This window comes from Glaciimonas sp. OK215, assembly GCF_057787885.1.
In genome coordinates, this window is record NZ_CM173544.1 from 3853384 (window position 1) to 3871790 (window position 18407).

Annotated in this window: 15 protein-coding genes; 6 read left to right on the top strand and 9 right to left on the bottom strand. The window is 58.8% G+C overall.

All coding sequences use genetic code 11. The annotated features are described in order from the left end of the window. Positions 1–267: 267 nt before the first annotated feature. From AC3CHX_RS17735 to AC3CHX_RS17755, 5 genes are all read left to right on the top strand, one after another. The gene (locus AC3CHX_RS17735; protein WP_488629346.1) at positions 268–1071 is read left to right on the top strand and encodes an alpha/beta hydrolase; all 804 of its coding nucleotides are present in this window, start codon (positions 268–270) and stop codon (positions 1069–1071) included. Positions 1072–1121: 50 nt separating this feature from the next. Further along, positions 1122–2333, top strand: coding sequence for an efflux RND transporter periplasmic adaptor subunit (locus AC3CHX_RS17740; protein WP_488629347.1), 1212 nt, complete (start codon positions 1122–1124; stop codon positions 2331–2333). 71 nt (positions 2334–2404) lie between these two features. Then, positions 2405–5638: an efflux RND transporter permease subunit gene (locus AC3CHX_RS17745; protein ID WP_488629348.1), complete on the top strand. Its 3234-nt coding sequence runs from the start codon at positions 2405–2407 to the stop codon at positions 5636–5638. Positions 5639–5640: 2 nt separating this feature from the next. Beyond that, positions 5641–7071 (top strand): efflux transporter outer membrane subunit, encoded by a 1431-nt coding sequence (locus tag AC3CHX_RS17750; protein WP_488629349.1) that lies wholly within the window; start codon positions 5641–5643, stop codon positions 7069–7071. Between the two features lie 200 nt (positions 7072–7271). Beyond that, complete coding sequence (locus AC3CHX_RS17755) at positions 7272–7544, top strand: hypothetical protein (RefSeq protein ID WP_488629350.1); 273 nt, start codon at positions 7272–7274, stop codon at positions 7542–7544. A 66-nt stretch (positions 7545–7610) separates the two neighbouring features. Here the strand turns inward: AC3CHX_RS17755 and AC3CHX_RS17760 are convergent, their stop codons facing one another. After that, entirely contained in the window at positions 7611–7787 is a 177-nt protein-coding gene (locus AC3CHX_RS17760; protein WP_488629351.1) for a hypothetical protein, read from the bottom strand. Between the two features lie 56 nt (positions 7788–7843). Continuing rightward, positions 7844–8518, bottom strand: coding sequence for a hypothetical protein (locus AC3CHX_RS17765; protein ID WP_488629352.1), 675 nt, complete (start codon positions 8516–8518; stop codon positions 7844–7846). Between the two features lie 570 nt (positions 8519–9088). On the opposite strand from AC3CHX_RS17765, the gene AC3CHX_RS17770 reads away from it, so the two are divergent. Beyond that, entirely contained in the window at positions 9089–10687 is a 1599-nt protein-coding gene (locus AC3CHX_RS17770) for a sensor domain-containing diguanylate cyclase (protein ID WP_488629353.1), read from the top strand. Between the two features lie 42 nt (positions 10688–10729). Here AC3CHX_RS17770 and AC3CHX_RS17775 read toward each other — a convergent pair whose 3' ends face one another. The 7 genes from AC3CHX_RS17775 to AC3CHX_RS17805 all read right to left on the bottom strand — a co-directional run bounded on the left by AC3CHX_RS17775 (position 10730) and on the right by AC3CHX_RS17805 (position 18337). Then, a complete protein-coding gene (locus tag AC3CHX_RS17775; RefSeq protein ID WP_488629354.1) occupies positions 10730–11527 on the bottom strand; it encodes a type IV pili methyl-accepting chemotaxis transducer N-terminal domain-containing protein in 798 nt (265 codons plus the stop codon). Between the two features lie 264 nt (positions 11528–11791). After that, positions 11792–12007, bottom strand: a complete 216-nt coding sequence (locus AC3CHX_RS17780) for a hypothetical protein (protein ID WP_488629355.1) — start codon at positions 12005–12007, stop codon at positions 11792–11794. Positions 12008–12168: 161 nt separating this feature from the next. Further along, a complete protein-coding gene (locus AC3CHX_RS17785; protein ID WP_488629356.1) occupies positions 12169–12678 on the bottom strand; it encodes a Spy/CpxP family protein refolding chaperone in 510 nt (169 codons plus the stop codon). A gap of 99 nt (positions 12679–12777) precedes the next feature. Continuing rightward, the gene (locus tag AC3CHX_RS17790) at positions 12778–13095 is read right to left on the bottom strand and encodes a hypothetical protein (RefSeq protein WP_488629357.1); all 318 of its coding nucleotides are present in this window, start codon (positions 13093–13095) and stop codon (positions 12778–12780) included. A gap of 263 nt (positions 13096–13358) precedes the next feature. Continuing rightward, entirely contained in the window at positions 13359–14741 is a 1383-nt protein-coding gene (locus AC3CHX_RS17795; RefSeq protein ID WP_488629358.1) for an NCS2 family permease, read from the bottom strand. 347 nt (positions 14742–15088) lie between these two features. Next, positions 15089–17557, bottom strand: coding sequence for a DEAD/DEAH box helicase (locus AC3CHX_RS17800; RefSeq protein WP_488629359.1), 2469 nt, complete (start codon positions 17555–17557; stop codon positions 15089–15091). Next, positions 17558–18337: a 2-keto-4-pentenoate hydratase gene (locus tag AC3CHX_RS17805; protein ID WP_488629360.1), complete on the bottom strand. Its 780-nt coding sequence runs from the start codon at positions 18335–18337 to the stop codon at positions 17558–17560. Between the last annotated feature and the right edge of the window lie 70 nt (positions 18338–18407).

Below are 18407 nucleotides of genomic sequence, written 5' to 3' on the forward strand. Positions count from 1 at the left end.
GCATTTATCTTGGTTGACTTGATGCCGAGCCTAACGTTGCGGCTTCACGGCGTGTGGAAAAATTGGCTTCATTTACCTCATCGGCCGATATTTCGCCGCCAAGCCTTGGATCTTATTATCCAATAAATCGAGACAGTGTTTCTAAATTTGCCTTATTTATCTTTCCCTATTGGATGCCTATACTCATCTCAACGCTTCACTATTGTACGAAGGAGATCCGAATGAAGACCAGTTTCCACCGCGTTACCGCTAATCAGGCGGGATGACATGATGCAACAATTACCTGCTTCCAGCGCCGCCTTGCATACAGCCTTTCGCGCCGCTTCGGGCGCCTCTGAGATCGCGCTGAACGTGTTTGGCAAAAGAGCCGGCGGCGCGGCGGCACCGCTCATCGTGTATTTTCATGGCGGCCTGTTCAATAGCGGCAGCTTGGAAGATGCGCAAAGCATCGCGCAGGTGCTGGCCGATAGCGCGGTGGTCGTCTGCGTCGACTATCCGTTGGCCCCAAAAACCCAATTCCCCGCGACCGTGGAAATTGCCTTCGAGGCGCTGCAATGGGCCTGGGCTCACGCCGCAGAACTCGGCGCGGATGCCGCCCGGGTTCTGGTCGCAGGCGATCAGGCCGGCGGCAATCTGGCGGCAGCGCTCGCCATGATGGCGCGCGATCGCGGCCTGTCCGCCACTAGCGGCGGCAAGCTCAAAGGCCAGATTCTTATCACCCCGATGCTCGATCCCATCCAAAGCACGCTGTCGATGCGCGCAGCCGCCGATTGCCCATGCCGGCAAGCCTGGGCCGACTACCTGCCGGCGGCCAGCGATGCGATCCATCCGTATGCCGCGCCGCTGCACTCCAGGCGCCTGGCCGGACTGGCGCCAACGCTGATCATCACGGCGGAACGCGACCCGCTGCGCGACGAAGCCGAACAATACGCCGCCAAACTGATCGCCGCCGGCGTTCCCGTGCAGGTACGTCGCCTTGAGGTGGCCGGCAGCGGCCCGCTCGATCAGCACTGCCCGCACTTTACAGCGGCCGCCGACGCGATCGTCCGGTTTATCGCCGACACCCTTTAAAAACCCAGCTTTCCACTGCGCTACTCGCCATCACCACACAGGGATATCCCATGAAAACGGTCACACCATTATTTTCCCGCAAGGCCATTGCCATTGCCGTAGGCATTCTGATTATCGCTGCCGCCGGCGGTTTTGCCCTCAGCAGCCGGGCCGCGAAACCGCTAGCCGCGGCACCCGCCCCCGCGTCTGTCACGGTCGCCGCAGTTCTGCAAAAATCGGTTACCGAATGGGACGATTTCTCGGGACGAATAGAGGCCGTCGAACGGGTTGAGATACGTCCGCGCGTATCCGGCACGATCGATGCAGTCCACTTCCAGGAAGGTCAACTGGTCAAAAAGGGCGACCTGCTGTTCACGATTGATCCGCGCCCCTATCAGGCCGATCTGGCGCGTGCCGTTGCCACCCAGGCCGGCGCGCAGGCGGGACTGTCCCTGGCTAAAACCGAACTGGCACGGACCAGCCGCCTGATCGAAGAACACGCAGTGGCACAGCGCGAACTAGACCAGCGCAACAATGCACTGCAAGAAGCCGATGCCAGCCTGAAGGCGGCAGAAGCCGCCGTGCTGAGCGCACGCCTGAACCTGCAATACACCGCGATTACCGCACCGGTCAGCGGTCGCGTCTCGCGCGCCGAAATCACCGTCGGCAATCTGGTCGGCGCCGGGGTCAGCTCCCCAGCCTTGACCACGGTGGTGTCGGTATCGCCGGTCTACGTCAACTTCGAAGTGGATGAGCAAACTTACATCCGTTACGCCGCCAACGGTGCCGTCGGCAACTCCGGCGTCAGCCGGCTGCCGGTCTCGATCGGGCTGGCCAGCGAAGACGGCTACCCGCACCAGGGCCAGATCAAGTCCTTCGATAACCGGCTCGATACCGCTTCCGGCACGATGCGCGTGCGCGCTGTCGTCGACAACCCCAATGGCGCCCTCACCCCAGGCATGTACGCCAGGGTCCGCACCGGCGGCTCAGCGGCAGAGACAGCCATGCTGATCGACGATAAGGCAGTCGGTACCGACCAGGACAAGAAATACGTGATGGTGCTGGGCACCGACAACAAGGTCGCTTATCGTCCGGTCAAGCTGGGCCCGATCGTCGATGGCATGCGTATCGTCCGCTCCGGGCTCAAGACAGATGAGCGCATCGTCGTCGACGGCTTGCAACGGATTCGCCCGAACGACGTCGTCACACCGGTGACGGTAGCCATGGGCGGGGAAAACCCGGCATCCGCGCAGGCGGCACCGGTTGTGGCGCTAGCCAAATAACCAGGGCGCCGGCGCTTACGCCAACTCGCATCGACCGCATCGACGCCAAATACCCAGCAGAACCCAACACCATGAATATTTCAAAATTCTTTATCGATCGCCCGATTTTTGCGGGCGTGCTATCTGCGATCATTTTGATCGGCGGGCTGCTGGCCATGCTCAATCTGCCGATCTCCGAATACCCGGAAGTGATTCCGCCGTCGGTGATCGTCAAGGCGCAGTATCCGGGCGCCAATCCACAGACCATTGCCGAAACCGTCGCCACCCCGATTGAAGAACAAATCAACGGCGTCGAAGGCATGCTTTACATGTCGTCGCAAGCGACCTCCGACGGCCTGCTGACGCTGACCATTACTTTCAAGCTCGGCACGTCGCCCGACCAGGCCCAGCAATTGGTGCAGAACCGTGTCAACCAGGCGCTGCCAAGGTTGCCGGACGTAGTCCAGCGGCTCGGCGTCACCACGGTCAAGAGTTCGCCCAACCTGACCATGGTCGTGCACTTGCTGTCGCCCAACGACCGCTACGACATGGCTTACCTGCGTAACTATGCGGTGCTGAACGTGAAAGACCGGCTGGCGCGCCTGCCTGGCATCGGTTCGGTGGCGCTGTTTGGTTCCGGCGACTATTCGATGCGGATCTGGCTCGATCCGCGCAAGGTCGCTGAACGCGGACTCGCCGCCAGCGACGTGGTCAACGCGATCCGCGCGCAAAACGTGAATGTCGCCGCCGGTGTGATTGGGGCCTCGCCGTCGGTGCCGGGCGTCAATTACCAGATTTCGGTGAATGCGCGCGGCCGGCTGGCCAATGAAGAAGAGTTTGGCAACATCGTGATTCGCACCTCGCCGGATGGCGTGGTGACTTATCTGAAAGACGTCGCCCGGATCGAACTCGGCGCCAGCGAATACGCGCTGCGCTCGCTGCTCGACAACAAGCAGGCGGTGGCGATTCCCATCTTCCAGGCACCCGGATCGAACGCGCTGGAAATCTCCGACAACGTCCGCCGCACCATGGCCGAGCTGAAGAAAGACATGCCGGAAGGGGTTGACTACAAGATCGTGTATGACCCGACCCAATTCGTCCGCGCATCGATCGAGGCGGTGATTCATACGCTGCTGGAAGCGATTCTGCTGGTGGTGATCGTGGTCATCATTTTCCTGCAAACCTGGCGCGCATCGATCATCCCGTTGCTGGCGGTGCCGGTATCGGTGATCGGTACCTTCGCGGTGATGCTGGGACTGGGCTTTTCCATCAATGCGCTGAGCCTGTTCGGACTGGTGCTGGCAATCGGGATCGTGGTCGACGACGCCATCGTCGTGGTTGAAAACGTCGAACGCAATATCGAAAGCGGCTTGTCCGCCAAACAGGCAACCTATAAGGCGATGCGCGAAGTCTCGGGACCGATCGTCGCGATTGCACTGACCTTGTGCGCGGTGTTCGTACCACTCGCCTTCGTCAGCGGTTTGACCGGACAATTTTTCAAACAGTTTGCGCTGACGATTGCGATTTCGACCGTCATTTCCGCGTTCAACTCGCTGACCTTGTCACCGGCGCTGGCGGCCTTGTTGCTGAAAGGTCACGGCGCCAAGAAGGACGGCTTCCAGCGCGCGATCGATCGCGTGTTTGGCGGTTTCTTTGCCGGTTTCAACCGAATATTCCAGCGCGGCTCGACCGCGTATGGCGGCGGCGTGACCGGCATCCTCAAGCGCAAGACGGCGGCGCTGGGCTTGTATGCGGTATTGATCGGCGTCACCGTGCTGCTGTTTCATACCGTGCCGAACGGCTTTATCCCGGCGCAGGACAAGCAATACCTGGTCGGTTTCGCCCAGTTGCCCGATGCGGCCTCATTGGACCGTACCGAAGACGTGATGCGCAAGATGTCCGAGATCGCGCTGAAGCAACCGGGCGTGGAATCGGCGGTGGCCTTCCCCGGCCTGTCGATCAACGGCTTCGTCAACAGCCCGAACTCCGGGATTGTCTTCACCACGCTCAAGCCGTTTGATGAGCGTCGCGCAGCCGATCAGAGCGGCGCTGCGATTGCGCAACAACTGAATCAGAAATTTGCCGCGATTCAGGGTGCCTTCATTGCCGTGTTCCCGCCCCCGCCGGTGCAGGGACTGGGTACCATCGGCGGCTTCAAATTGCAGATCGAAGATCGCGCCGCACTCGGTAACGAAGCACTGAATAACGGCTTGCAGGCATTCATGGCGAAAGCGCAAAAAGCCCCGGAACTGGCCGGTATGTTCTCCAGCTTCCAGATCAACGTGCCGCAGTTGTATGCTGACGTCGATCGCACCCGTGCACAGCAACTGGGGGTCTCGATCCCGTCGGTATTCGACACCTTGCAAATCTATCTGGGGTCCTTGTACGTGAATGACTTTAACAAGTTTGGCCGTACTTTCCAGGTCCGGGTACAGGCCGATGCACCGTTCCGCGCCCATGCCGAAGATATCGGCTTGCTCAAGGCCCGCAACGACAAAGGCGAGATGGTGCCGCTGTCGTCGCTGCTGAAGATGACGCAGAGCTACGGCCCCGATCAGGCGATGCGCTACAACGCCTTCCCGTCGGCGGATGTGAATGGCGGACCGGCGCCGGGTTACAGCACCGGCCAGGCCCAGGCCGCGGTCGAACGTATCGCTGCCGAGACACTGCCGCGCGGCATCGGTTACGAATGGACTGAAATCACTTATCAGGACAAGATCGCCGGCGACACGCTGTTCATCATCCTGCCATTGTCGATGTTGCTGGTGTTCTTCGTGCTGGCCGCGCAATACGAAAGTCTGGCGCTGCCGCTGGCGGTGTTGCTGATCGTGCCGATGGGCATCCTGTCGGCCATCGCCGGTGTCTGGCTGACGCGCGGCGACAACAATATCTTCACCCAGATCAGTCTCATCGTTTTGGTTGGCCTGGCGTGCAAGAACGCCATCCTGATTGTCGAGTTTGCCCGTGAACTGGAACATCAGGGCCGCAGCATCTACGCCGCCGCAATCGAAGCTGCCCGCCTGCGTCTGCGGCCGATCCTGATGACCTCGATCGCCTTCATCGCCGGTGTGGTGCCGCTGATTCTATCGAGCGGCGCCGGCGCCGAAATGCGCCATGCGATGGGTGTCGCGGTGTTCTCGGGAATGATCGGCGTGACCGCTTTCGGGCTGTTCCTGACACCGATCTTTTACGTACTGTTGCGCACCCTGGCGACCCGCTGGACCAATGCCAGACCGCAAGCCGGCCGGCCTGTCGAGACGGCTCCTGCACCAACAACCACAGCGTCGCCAGCCGTAGCAAGCGCTGCGCACATTGACGGAGTCTGAACATGAAAACTTTGCATTTAAAGCTCGCCACGCTGGTTGCGGCGCTGGTCCTGGCCGCTTGCTCGACCACCAAACCGCCGGAAAAGGTCGACCTCGATCTGCCGACCCGATATCGGGAAGCGGCGGCAACGCTGGATGGCAGCTGGAAAGTCGCCCAGCCCGCCGACGCCGCCGATCGCGGCGCCTGGTGGTCGGTGTTCGGCGATGCCGAGCTAAGCAAGCTGATTAGCGCAGCGACACAATCCAGTCCGACCCTGGCGATGGCCATGGCCCGCGTCAAGGAAGCGCGCGCCACTGCCGGCCTGGCCGATGCCGACCGCGCATTTCAGTTGGGGGCCGGCTTCGGCCCCACCCGCCAGGGCGATGCCGCTTCCGCCTCGACGCAGTGGCGCGCGCAATTCAACGCCTCATACGAAGTCGATCTGTTCGGCCGCCTGTCGGACAGCAGCCATGCCGCCCGTCTGGATGCAGAAGGACAGGAGGCGGCGTATCGCTCGGTCTTGCTGGCCTTGCAGGCTGATGTGGCGCAGCAGTATTTCGCCATCCGCTCGCTCGATTCCGAGCGCGATGTACTGCAACAAACGATCAAGCTGCGGCAAGACGCCTTGCGTCTGGTCCAGCATCGTTATGATGCAGGCGACACCAGCGAACTGGATGTGGCGCAGGCCAGGACCGAGCTGGCGGTAACCCAGGCCGAACAAGAAGGCGTCAGCCGCAATCGCGCCCAGCGCGACCATGCGCTGGCGATCCTGCTTGGCCGTGCCCCGGCCCAGTTCACGCTGGCAGTGGCGCCGCTGCAACCGGTCACCGTCAGCGTACCGCCCGGCTTGCCTTCGGATCTGCTGGAGCGGCGGCCGGATATCGCGCAGGCGCAGCGTCAACTGGCTGCCGCCAGCGCCCGCATCGGCGTGGCCAAGGCAGCGTTCTTCCCGAGCCTGGTATTGACCGGATCCGGCGGGTTTGAGTCGAGCGCGCTGCACAACCTGTTTCAGTGGTCGAGCCGCAGCTGGCTGCTGGGGCCGCTGGTCGGCACGATGCTGAATCTGCCGTTGCTGGACGGCGGGCGCAACAAGGCCAATCTGGCACGTGCCGATGCCAGCTACGAATCGGTGGTGGCCAATTACCGGCAACAGGTGCTGGTCGGCTTCCAGGACGTTGAAGACAATCTGAGCGCCCTGCGCACGCTGGATAATCAGATTCGTTTTCAAGAGGATGCGGTGAATTCGGCCCAACTCGCCGCCCGACTGGCCGATTCACGCTATCGGAATGGCTCTACCAGCTATTTTGAAGTGATCGATGCGCAGCGTTCGAGTCTTTCTGCCCAGCGCGCGAAAAGCCAAAGTGTCGGACAGCGGGCGGTGGCGTCGGTGGGCTTGATACGGGCGCTGGGCGGTGGTTGGGACCGTGCGGAGCCGGTTGCCCTGGCCAGGTAGCTCGCGCCGGAATTATTTGGTTCACCGAACAAAAGCGGCTCACATCGATGTGAGCCGCTTTTCATTACAGCTTGGTTTTTGGCTATACAGACTTCTCTCAAGGCAAATAATCGATACATCACTGTGAGTCAGGGAGCGTACACTAGTCACGACACAATCAAGAACTCCCGGCTTCTTAACTACCCTTGAAAGAGGTACGCATGGAAAACAAAATCACCACAAATTTTGCCACCCTGCAGGTCACACTGATGCGTAACTCGGATCCGCTCAAGGAGTCGCAGTTGCGAGTCGATGTGCGCTACGAGCTACCGACGCAGACAGATCCGGAATCTGTTCAAATATCTGTCCTTGTAACAGCTGGGGATCGAAGCCTGGTGGAAATTCAAAAGGAAGCGATCTCTCGCGCGATAGCGATACTTCAAGGTGTCGGCTTAGGAGACAATCGGTTCCCATTGCTTCAACCGCACGAGTAACGCGCATTTCCGCCGGAGCCGATTCCGGTTCCGGTTCCGGCAAGTCAGCGTCCGCTCCGACAAAGTCTAATGGTAGCCACCTTCGTTGTGACGTTCGCCGCCACCTTCATGTCGATCGCCCCTGTCATGGTCATGCCAATCGCCGCCATGACCATAGCCTCCGTCCCGTCCCGGGCCATACGGCCACACCACACATCCGCCGAGTAACACAGCCAGGGTAAGCAAAATAGTGAGACGTTTCATAGCAGACTCCACAATAATCGGCAACATTCAATTCGACGCCGAAATCTGCCTATGGTTCACTTCATATTTTCGATCAGACACCGGTCAAGTGCGCTGATAAGATTCCGGATACTTGCATCGGTATCTGTATGCATGCGCCTTAACTTTTCTCTGTAGTCTTGCAAGCTCAGATCGTAGCCGGCGATCAGAGATTCATCAAAATCTGACTGATTGGCATTAAATCTGACCTTCGCAGCCGCCGCTTCCTCAAGCAGAAAGGCATTCATTTTGACGGTCAGAATCAATCCACGCGCCTGGGCATAAGTTCCAATGATATTTCTACGCAGCGCCTCATCCGGAAGTTTGCCGACCTGGCCGACGCAAGCGTCAAAGGCCGTAAATTGCCTTTCAGCGGGATACCATTGGTACCGAAATAGTTTGCCATCCGCGCTGTCATCGAGCACGTCGCCAACGTGACTCGCAAGTCCTTCGCTCATCACCGCTATTTCATCGCGCAGACATTGCAGAACGCTGTTTATCTCATTTCTTTCCTTGGATGCATCGCGCTCTTTGCTCCTTTTGATCTGATCGAAAGCAACCCACACCGCGGCCGATATCGCGCCGATGCTGCCGAGCGCCTGCGCCCAAGCCAGGCTATTTTCACGGTTGTTCTCGAAAAATATAAGCGTCAAGATGGTGCTGACCGCTACCAGGCAGAGTATTCCGATTGCCAAACTTTTCTTTATTTCCACCGTTCCGCCCTTGCGATTTTGGGGAGAATCCTACCATGTCCCAAACCCGCTGCGGATACCTGTTCGACCCCATAGTCAACCTGCTGATGGACTACCCGAAGACATTCGACTTAACCCCATACGCATCGCTCGGCCAATGCAAGCCCGCCTACAGCCGGGAAGGATGTGGGTCAATGGATTCTCTACAGCGGATCTGTCTCAGGAAGCGGCTCTTGAATGGGATGCGGTATTCCACCGGGAATTGGCTCTTCGACCGGCGGTGGCGTCTCCGGGACAGGCTTACTGGGGGGCACTTCGTCTGGGGGCGGCTCTTGGGGCGTATGCATGGTCACTCCTTGCGCGATGTCGTCATGGACATCAGATTATGAACTCTGCCGATAGTTGCATGCGAGCCGGCAGGCTTGGGCATATTCGTTCAAGTAAATTAACAATTAACGGCTGGCATTGATCTATGCTGCCCTATAATCAAAAATAGTTTCCATAAGAAAATACTGATTGGATGCCGCGACTAATCCAAGTCCCCCAATCTCGCCAACCTCCGAATTTGTAGTAATTACGCCCGAAAAACCTATGAGCGGTCTCCTCGACATACCGGCACGCAAAGCTGGATTAACGACTAAACAGATACCGATTACGTTGCTGGGTGTGATTTTCGTGATTCTCGTTTGCCTCTCGCTTGTTTTCATTGATGGATGGCGCAGCTGGACGGCACGTCAAATACAGTTGCACGAAATGGAAATTTCCACGGTCAACATGGCGCGTGCAATAGCCCAGCATGCCGACGATACGATCAAAGAGGCCGACACCACCCTTGTGGGTCTCGTCGAACGCGCACAAACGGACGGCACCAGTCGCGCCGCCCTAAAGCGGCTACATGCGTTGCTGATGCTGCGGGTCGCCGAATTGCCCCAGCTCAACGGCATATTCGTCTATGACGAAAACGGCCGCTGGCTCGTCAATGCACAGCCATCGATGCCAACCAACGTGAATAATTCAGATCGGGATTATTTTGTTTATCACCGCACCCATCTTGATCGGAAACCATATATTGGCCTACCCATACGCAGCCGCTCGACGGGCGCCTGGATCATCACCTTGTCGCGCAGAATCAACCATGCCGATGGCAGTTTCGCCGGTGTCGCACTGGCAACGATCAGCATGGATTATTTCAATAAATTCTACGATAGCTTCAATATTGGCCGTCACGGTGCGATCGTGCTGGGTTTAGACACTGGCGTCATGCTGACCCGCAGTCCGCTTTTGAAGGATTCCGTCGGAAAAAACATGGTAGACACCGTCCTGTTTCGTGACAACGTAGCCAAGACGGCAGCCGGCACAGTTTCCATCACCTCGGCGCAGGACGGGGTGAAACGGCTGAACAGCTTTCGCCATCTGGAGCAATACCCCCTATTCGTCGCTGCAGCGTTGTCAGAGAAGGAAATTCTCGCCGCCTGGCTGGCAGACACTTATCTGCATTCAGCCGGCGTGGCGATCCTGCTCGTTGTACTGAGCCTGCTAGGATTTCATCTGGTTGGTCAAATCAAGCGACGCCTGGATGCCGAAGCAGAAATCGTTCGGACTCGCGATGCCCTGGAGACACTCAACCAGACACTTGAAAGGCTGTCGCTGCAAGACGGTCTCACCGGGCTGGCGAATCGTCGTCACTTCGACATTGCGCTGGACAAGGAGTTTAGTCGTGCGATACGCAGCGCAAGTTCACTGGCCCTGGTAATGATCGACGTCGACTGCTTCAAACAATATAACGACATCTACGGTCACGTGGCCGGCGACGAATGTTTACGCAAGATCAGTCAGGTCGTCCAAAGCAGTCAAAATCGGCCGGGGGATGTAGCCGCTCGCTACGGCGGCGAAGAGCTTGGCGTGCTGCTTCCCGGTACTGACGCGAGCGGAGCGATGGCGATTGCCGAAAAAATCCGCGTGGCGATACACAATCTGGGAATCGAACATGTCGGCAACCCGGCCGGCGTGGTCACGATCAGCGCCGGCGTCGACGCGTTTGTCCCTGTGCGGCACCAGAATAAGCCGCTGGAACTGATACAGGCTGCGGACAAGGCGCTTTACACCGCCAAAGCCAGCGGACGCGATCGTGTCTGCGACAATACCGGTTCGGCAGCCTGCGCTGATCCGTTGTCGGCCACGCTCCGGTAGCTGGCGGCATGCAAAGCTGAATAGCGTTCAAGTCTGAGGCAATCAGGCAAGCTGCTGATACAAGCCGGTAACGCCATCCATCACCTCCAGGATGCGCTCGCTGGTGGTAGCAACATTGCTGGCATATTGCTGGCGATTTCTCGGGTCTCCGCTTTGGCGCAGCGCATTGTCAAAAAACATCCATTGCTGTTGCGCCAGTGCCAGGTCGTCGCGGATTCTTGCCGTGTTGGCGGGCGCATTGTTCAGGGTCTGCATGCCGGCGATAAATTCCTTGCGCGCCAGTTCCAGCTTGCTCACGGCATCGGCGGGCGCCACGCCCCATTGCAGTGCCTGATAAAACTTGGCCATTCTTTGCGACAGCATGCGTTGACGACCCGAGATGTTCACCAATTGCCCGCTTGCACTGCCGGAATATTTTTCCAGTTGTACGGTAGCGGTTTGCGCCAGCGTCAGTAGCTCTTCATTGATGACCATGACGTTCCTGGCATCTTGCTGATTCGGTGTTTTCCCCATCAGTGCCTGCTTGTAACCGAGCCAGGCTTTTTCCATCTCGGCCAGTACCAGTTTATTCTCGGCAGTCGGAGCAAAAGTGCGAAGTTCGACCAACTGGCGATCAAACAGGCTGAGGGAAGTATCCAGAATTTTTTTGGAATGCTCGACATCAATGGCTTGCCCCAGTTGCAGATAAGCCTTGGCCAGGCGCTGCGACAACATCCTTTGTCGTCCCGATTTGTTGATGGCGTCGTTGATGTTGAGAACTTGTGCCACCGCGTAGGAAAGCAGCCCCACGCCACCCGCAATAACCAGCGTCCGGCCAATAAAACGTCTTCTATTCATCATGCTTTTCTCCCGTGATCAAGACAGTGCATGTTCACGGCAAGCAAGCTTCATGCCCAATATCATTCACCAAAATGATGCATGCCGCCATCATGATAGCGGCCCTGGCGCTACGTCTCGGCAACTGCGGCCGATCCTGGGCCCACTGCTGCGATTGCATGCCTCAGTTTTTGCCAGCGGAAAACCACGTCGGCCGCCAGGCTGCATACCTGAGAGCAGCGACGCGTAGATTACGAACCCGTTTCCGGCCGCTACCCTTGCGGCAAACTACATTTTGTGATCTTCGTGGTGACGGGGCTTCGCATGATGCGGTGCATGACGCATGTGCTTCGCACGGTCATGATCGTGATGTTCCATGGCGCCACGGTCATAGGACTCCATTCGCCGATCGTTACGTGCGTCTTCATGACCGGGCAGTCCCTCTGCCTGTGCGAGTGGCGTAAACGCCAGGATGAGTGCAGCAATGCCAAGTAGCTTTTTCATTTTCAATCCTTCGAATGGTTGGATTTCACTTTCCGCGTCAGCAGCGGTATGACCTAAAACGCGGCCGGGAATATTCGGTTGACAGCGGCCAATCCGCCAGGCCGTACAGGCTATTCCGAAGTGCCGACGTAACGGCTACTCCCGGGAAAGCCAATGCTTACTTAATGCTTGTCATGATGCATGTGCTCCATCATTTTGCGATCCCATGCGTTCTTCTCGAAGAGATCGAAGATTGTCTTTTGCTCTGCGCTCAAACCGTTATAAAAAATCTTGGTGTCCGCAGCGGTCTTGCTGAGGCTGTCGGCATGGGCGCGCATCATGGCGGCCATCTTTTCCATTTTCTCAGGCGTCGACATATTTTCGTAGTCGCGGCCGAGGGTGTCTTTCATTTTTTCCCTGGATTGCGCTTGCGCTCTGGCCTGAGCGGTCATCGCATTCGAGAACGTGTCCCATGCCGTTTGTTGGGATGGCTTCAGGTTCAGCTTCTGTTTCAGTTCAACCAGGCGTTTTTGTGTTGCAACGACCGGATCCTTCGTAGGGCTGTGCGATCCCTCCGCGCTCCCCTGTGCCGCAGGGTGCGCGGTGTGCGTTTCTTGCGCCATGGCATAAGAGCCCGCTCCGGCCATAAACAAACCGGATATCAAACATATGGCTGTGATAGATTTTTTCATTATTTTTCCCTATTCGCTGGGCGGAATTGACCTTGCCGGTACGAAAAATGAAAAAGAAGACAGGGCCTGCCTGTCTTCTTTTTCTACTAAATGACTTGATTACTTAGGTGCGGCTTCTTTCGCATCCGCCTTGTCTTCGGTTGCCTCCGCCTTAGCTTTGGCTTTCGCTTTTACAGCCTTGTGGTGAGCCTTTGCTTTCTTTGCGTCGGCGTCGGCTTGCGCGTCGCCTGCTTTCGCATCTGCCTTTGCGTCAGTTTTCATTTCCTTTGCATCTGCCTTGGCGTCAGCTTTGGTTTCTTTTGCTTCAGCTTTGGTGGTTGGTGTGGCCGGGACTGCCGGTGTAGCCGGCGCTGTAGCTTGCGCGAAAACAGAAGTAGCGAACAAGCTAGCGATCAGAGTAGCAAGTAATTTATTCATTTGTATTCCTTTACGTTATCTTGATTACCCCGGTGATTCCTGGGGGCCTGAGCGATAAACGACTGCGGCAAGAGTATCGTTGACCGCTCTTACAACCCGTTACAACATTGCCTGGTCGTCAAGATTGTAAAAATACCGCCCGTCAAGAACCTGTAATCCAAAAACAAAAAGGCGGCGCCCTAAGGCGCCGCCGCAAATCGACCATTCAAGGAGACTCAAAAAGCCGAGGAACTCAGGTTTGTGCGTCAATCGCAATCAACGCTTCAAATCGCCCAACCGCCTGCGTAGAAAACCACCAGTGCGATGGCAATGGCAACCGTACCTACGTTCAGTTTCCGATATTCGCCACCGACAACACGACCGATCACCAGCGTACAGAAGCCCAGCATGATGCCCGTCACGATATTGCAGGTCAGCACGATGAACACGGCGCATACCAGACCGGACAATGCATCGACCTTATCTTCCATATGCATGCGGCTCACGCTGCCAAGCATCAGCAAGCCGACATACATCAGCGCCGGAGCCGTCGCGTAGGAAGGCACCAGGCCGGCCAACGGCGAAAAGAAGATTACACCGAGAAAGAGCAGGCCGACTACGACTGCCGTCAGGCCGGTCTTGGCGCCGGCAGCTGTACCTACCGTCGATTCAATGTAAGCGGCAGCAGGTGCGCCACCGACCAGGCCTGCGAAAATCGAACTGAGCGAATCGGATGTCAGCGCGCGGCCGCCATTGTGAATGTAGCCTTTGTCATTGACTTGCCCCGCCTGACCGGCTACCGCCCGGATCGTACCGGTGGCATCGAATACCGCTGTCATCACCAACGCCAGCACACTCGGCAGCACAGCCATGCTCAGCGCACCCTTGATATCCATCGCGCCGATCAATGAGGCGTGACCAGGAGCGCTCAGCGCCGGCAAGGCAAACACGCCGGTGAATTTGACCGCCGGATCGAACATCAGGCCGATGGCCGATAAGGTGACAACTACGAGCAGAATTCCACCCGGTACGCGGCGATGCTCAAGACCGAAGATGGCAGCCAGGCCGAGTACGCTCATCACCACCGGAAACGCGGTGATATGGCCGAGCGCCACTGGCAAGCCAGGACCCGCATTTTTTACCACCAGCCCTACGCCGTTCGACGCGATCAGCAGCAGGAACAGACCGATGCCGACGCCAGTGCCGTGCGCCACGCCGGCAGGCAGGTTTTGCAGGATCCAGGAACGCACGCCGGTAACCGAAATAGCGGTGAAGACCAGGCCCATCAGGAACACCGCGCCTAGCGCCACGGCTGGCGACAAACCTTTGCCGAGCACCAGTCCGAAGGCAGTGAAAGCGGTCAGCGAAATCGCACAGCCTACCGCGATCGGCAAACGTGCCCACAAACCCATCAACAGCGAACCAAAAGCTGTGGTCAGACATACGGCAACGAACACCGCACTGACATCGAAACCGGCCTGACCCAACATGCCGGGCACAACGAAAACGGAATAAACCATCGCCAGGAAAGTGGTGATACCGGCAATAACTTCACGGCGTTGCGTACTGCCGCGTGCGGTAATCTGAAAGTATTCGTCGAGTTTACCTACGCCGACGGCGATAGGCGCGTCCAGGCCCACTGCGGGCTGGAGTTGTTGTTCAATCATGATCGAGCTGCTCCTGTATTTGTCCGCTGAAACGGTCTTCGTTCGACCGTCATCAGGGTGTCTCGTGTTATGTTTTTGAGTAGTCAGTGACCAATATGCCGAACCCTGGTAACTGGACTGCTCGCCGTGGGAAAGAAGATGAGCCCGGCGAAGACAGCTTATGGTATTGGAAGTGGCGAACCCATCATGGCAGCTAAATAGCCGCCATTTGCAATTCCACATACAGAGCTGTTCCCAGCCGGCAAGAAACGGATGAGAAACGGATGAAAAGCGGGATCATAAGCGGATGAGAAGCGGACGCTTGTCCATTGCAAGGCAATGACGGGGCATGGAGGAGCACTTCAGCATCAACTCAACGGCGCTAGCAGGAATTGCAGATCCTCCGTACTGAATTTGGGTGCCAGCGCAGCATCGCTACCCAGCACGCCTTCGGCCAAGGCCGCTTTGCGAACTTGCAGCTCCAGCATGCGTTCCTCGATACTGCCCTCGACCACCAGCTTGTAGACGAACACGACCTGCTCTTGTCCGATGCGGTGAGCGCGGGCGCTGGCCTGCTCTTCCACGGCCGGGTTCCACCACGGGTCCATATGGATCACGGTGTCGGCCGCGGTCAGGTTGAGCCCGATGCCGCCGGCCTTCAGACTGATCAGCAGGATGGGCACGCTTTTACTTTGGAATTGCGCCACCAGGGCAGCGCGTTTTGACGGCGGCGTCTTGCCGGTCAATGCCAGCCAGGGAAGTTGCAAGGCATCGAGTTCGGCTTCGATCATGCCCAGCATTTCCGTAAACTGGGAAAACACCAGGATGCGGCGGCCCTCGGCCACCAAGGCCGGCAGCATGTCGCGCAGCATTTCCAGCTTCCCGCGTTCCATGGTTTTAGCTGGCTTGATGCCCTTCAGCAGATACGGATCGCAACACACCTGCCGGAGTTTCAGCAGCGCGTCGAGGATCGTGATGTGTGCGCCGGCAAAGCCCTTGCGCCGCAGGACGCGACGCACGTGTTCGTCAGCGGCCACGCGCACGCTTTCGTATAGATCGCGTTGGTGGCCCCGCAATTGCAAACGTTTGACCACCTCGGTCTTGGGCGGCAACTCGGTGGCCACATCTTCCTTGCGTCGCCGCAAGATGAAAGGCCGCACCCGCTGCGCCAGCAACTGGGCCCGTAACGATTCTCCGTTGACCTCAATCGGCTTGCGCCACAAGCGCATGAAACTGCTGGCATCGCCCAGAAAACCGGGCATCAAAAAGTCAAACTGCGTCCACAGTTCGCCCAAGTGATTTTCCAGCGGCGTGCCGGTGATACAAAGACGGTGGCGCGCCTGTATGCGCCGCACGGCGTTAGCGCTGCGGCCCGCCGCGTTCTTGACGGTCTGCGCTTCATCCAGGATCAGCAGGTGAAACCGCTGTGCCTCCAGCGCTGCGCGGTCACGCCACAGCAACGGGTAGGTGGTCAGCACGACATCATGCTCGGCCATGCGGCAAAAATCCTGCTTCCTGTCTGGTCCTTGCAAGGTCAGCACGCGCAGACTGGGCGCCATGCGTTTTGCTTCGGCCTGCCAGTTGAATAGCAGCGAGGTAGGCAGGACCACCAATGCCGGACAGTCCAGCCGGCCGGAGCGCTGTTCGATCAACAGGTGCGCCAGCGCCTGCGCGGTTTTGCCCAAGCCCATGTCATCGGCCAGAATACCGGCCAGATGCTGCTCGCGCAGGTATTGCAGCCAGGCGACGCCGTGCAATTGGTAGGGCCGCAAGATCACCCCCAAACCCGCGGGGGCGTCGACCGGTTGCGGGCCAGCCGTCCCTTGCAATCTCTGCGCCAGGTCGCGTAGCCCCGCCTCTCCTCGCAATTGCCAGGCACCCTGCGCACCAGCGCGCTGCTGCCGGGTTTCCAGCAGGCTCAGCCGCATGGCATCGAGGCGATAAGCGTCCCAGGATGACAGTCGCAACGGGCCGTCTTTGCGACGGGGGTCGGTCAGCAGCTCCAACATGCTCCCCACGATGGCCTTGAGCGGCGCGGCCAGGGCCTCAATCCGCTTGCCGCCCGGCGCACGGAGCAGCACCAATGCATGGTCGTCAATCAAGCCGATCTGCCTGGCATCCAGCCAGCGCGCATCACGCTGCAGCAGATCAGCCAGCAACGGCGTCAAATCCAGCATCTCGCCATCGATCTCGATACCCAGCGTCAACAGCCACGATGCGCCAGCAGGTTGACCCAATGCCGTCACCGACGGAGTCCGGCCGCGCATGCGCGCAGCCACTTCTTTGCTGAGTACCTCGCCGGTCTCCGGGCTGACGATCAGGTGCCATGCATCTACCGGCACGCTCTCATGTGCAAAGCCGGGATGCACCGCCACGGCCCAGCCCTCGGCCTGCAAAGCGGGCAATTGCTCGGCCCAGAAATCGCCAAAGAAATCTTCTTGCACCAGCGTCCATAGGGGCTCATCACCTTGGCCCCCGTCTTCCGTGCGCCACTGCAAGGTCTCGGCAGGTAGCGGGTAGAAGCCCAGATCCCACACCCGGTCCAGCGCATCGGCCTCGGCCCCCAGGTCGCGCAGCAACACGCACTGTCCGCCGGCATCTTCAACCAACTGCGAGGACGCGGGACGGCGGTTCAACAGGGTGGTCGGTGCCGGGGTTTCCCAGTGCACGCCATCGTCAGTGGTATAGGTCCAGGTGATCCGTACCACCGTCACGTAACCGCCGCGCGGCCCAAACGGGCCGGACGGCTTCATTCCCAGCAGGCCGTCGCCACGGGTCAGGGTTTGCAACGTCAGACGAGGCCGGAAGTGGCCGGGGGATGCGGTCGTACGGATCATCTATCGCGCTGCGAAACGTACTGTCAACCGGCCGAGGTCGCCGTATTGAATGACGATCTCCTGTCCCAAAGGCAAGTCGACACTGCCCGCATACGACCCCGTGATCACGGCTTGGCCAGCTTGCAATCCCTGCCCTTTACTGCGCAAGAACTCGGCCAGCCAATACAGCGGCGCGTGTGGATGGGTGTCCGGGTGACGGCCCGCCAGCTGGATTTCGCCAGCGCTCTCAAGGCTGATCCGTAGCGCCATCTCGCTGGTCGTGCCTGCGCTCTCCCCCGCCACCTGCGGGCCGATGAACAGACCCTGATTGAGCAAGCCATCCGCCAAATTTTCAACAAAACCGGCGTCGGCGGAATCGCTGTAGCGGCTATCGATCAGCTCAAGAGCGAGGTGGGTTTGCTGAATCGCGGCATCGACTTCTGCCGGCGTGTAGGGGGTGTCGCGCGTGGGCAGATCCCGGCCCAGAATGAAAGCCAGTTCCGGCTCAACCCGCACTTGGCCGGCGCGGGCCCATACGGCGCAGGGACTGCCGGTATCAACGGTATGGATGGTGCCGGCATAGATCGGCGCCACGACCAAACGACCCGCGGCAGGCATGCCGCATTTCCAGGCCCCGATGCCAGCGCCGAGTTGCGCGGTCACGGCTTCTTGAATCGCCAACGCGGCGTCAACGTCGAGCGGCCGCAAGGATTCTGGCAGGCGCGGCCCTTGCTCGCCACATCTGCGGCGCGCCGCGAGGATGCCGGCGGCGATGGTGACGTGATGCTGAGCTTGCGACATGGTTGCCTTCGAATAGGGAACGGATTTGTGGTTCTGCAGGAGATCAAGCCGGCGCTGCCGTATTGATCTC

Excerpts from the sequence above, each read along its gene's own strand:
- AC3CHX_RS17760 (WP_488629351.1), bottom strand. The coding sequence starts at position 7,787 with ATGAAACGTCTCACTATTTTGCTTACCCTGGCTGTGTTACTCGGCGGA.
- AC3CHX_RS17740 (WP_488629347.1), top strand. The coding sequence starts at position 1,122 with ATGAAAACGGTCACACCATTATTTTCCCGCAAGGCCATTGCCATTGCC.
- AC3CHX_RS17780 (WP_488629355.1), bottom strand. The coding sequence starts at position 12,007 with ATGAAAAAGCTACTTGGCATTGCTGCACTCATCCTGGCGTTTACGCCA.
- AC3CHX_RS17750 (WP_488629349.1), top strand. The coding sequence starts at position 5,641 with ATGAAAACTTTGCATTTAAAGCTCGCCACGCTGGTTGCGGCGCTGGTC.
- AC3CHX_RS17795 (WP_488629358.1), bottom strand. The coding sequence starts at position 14,741 with ATGATTGAACAACAACTCCAGCCCGCAGTGGGCCTGGACGCGCCTATC.
- AC3CHX_RS17775 (WP_488629354.1), bottom strand. The coding sequence starts at position 11,527 with ATGATGAATAGAAGACGTTTTATTGGCCGGACGCTGGTTATTGCGGGT.
- AC3CHX_RS17785 (WP_488629356.1), bottom strand. The coding sequence starts at position 12,678 with ATGAAAAAATCTATCACAGCCATATGTTTGATATCCGGTTTGTTTATG.
- AC3CHX_RS17755 (WP_488629350.1), top strand. The coding sequence starts at position 7,272 with ATGGAAAACAAAATCACCACAAATTTTGCCACCCTGCAGGTCACACTG.
- AC3CHX_RS17805 (WP_488629360.1), bottom strand. The coding sequence starts at position 18,337 with ATGTCGCAAGCTCAGCATCACGTCACCATCGCCGCCGGCATCCTCGCG.
- AC3CHX_RS17745 (WP_488629348.1), top strand. The coding sequence starts at position 2,405 with ATGAATATTTCAAAATTCTTTATCGATCGCCCGATTTTTGCGGGCGTG.
- AC3CHX_RS17790 (WP_488629357.1), bottom strand. The coding sequence starts at position 13,095 with ATGAATAAATTACTTGCTACTCTGATCGCTAGCTTGTTCGCTACTTCT.
- AC3CHX_RS17735 (WP_488629346.1), top strand. The coding sequence starts at position 268 with ATGATGCAACAATTACCTGCTTCCAGCGCCGCCTTGCATACAGCCTTT.
- AC3CHX_RS17800 (WP_488629359.1), bottom strand. The coding sequence starts at position 17,557 with ATGATCCGTACGACCGCATCCCCCGGCCACTTCCGGCCTCGTCTGACG.
- AC3CHX_RS17770 (WP_488629353.1), top strand. The coding sequence starts at position 9,089 with ATGAGCGGTCTCCTCGACATACCGGCACGCAAAGCTGGATTAACGACT.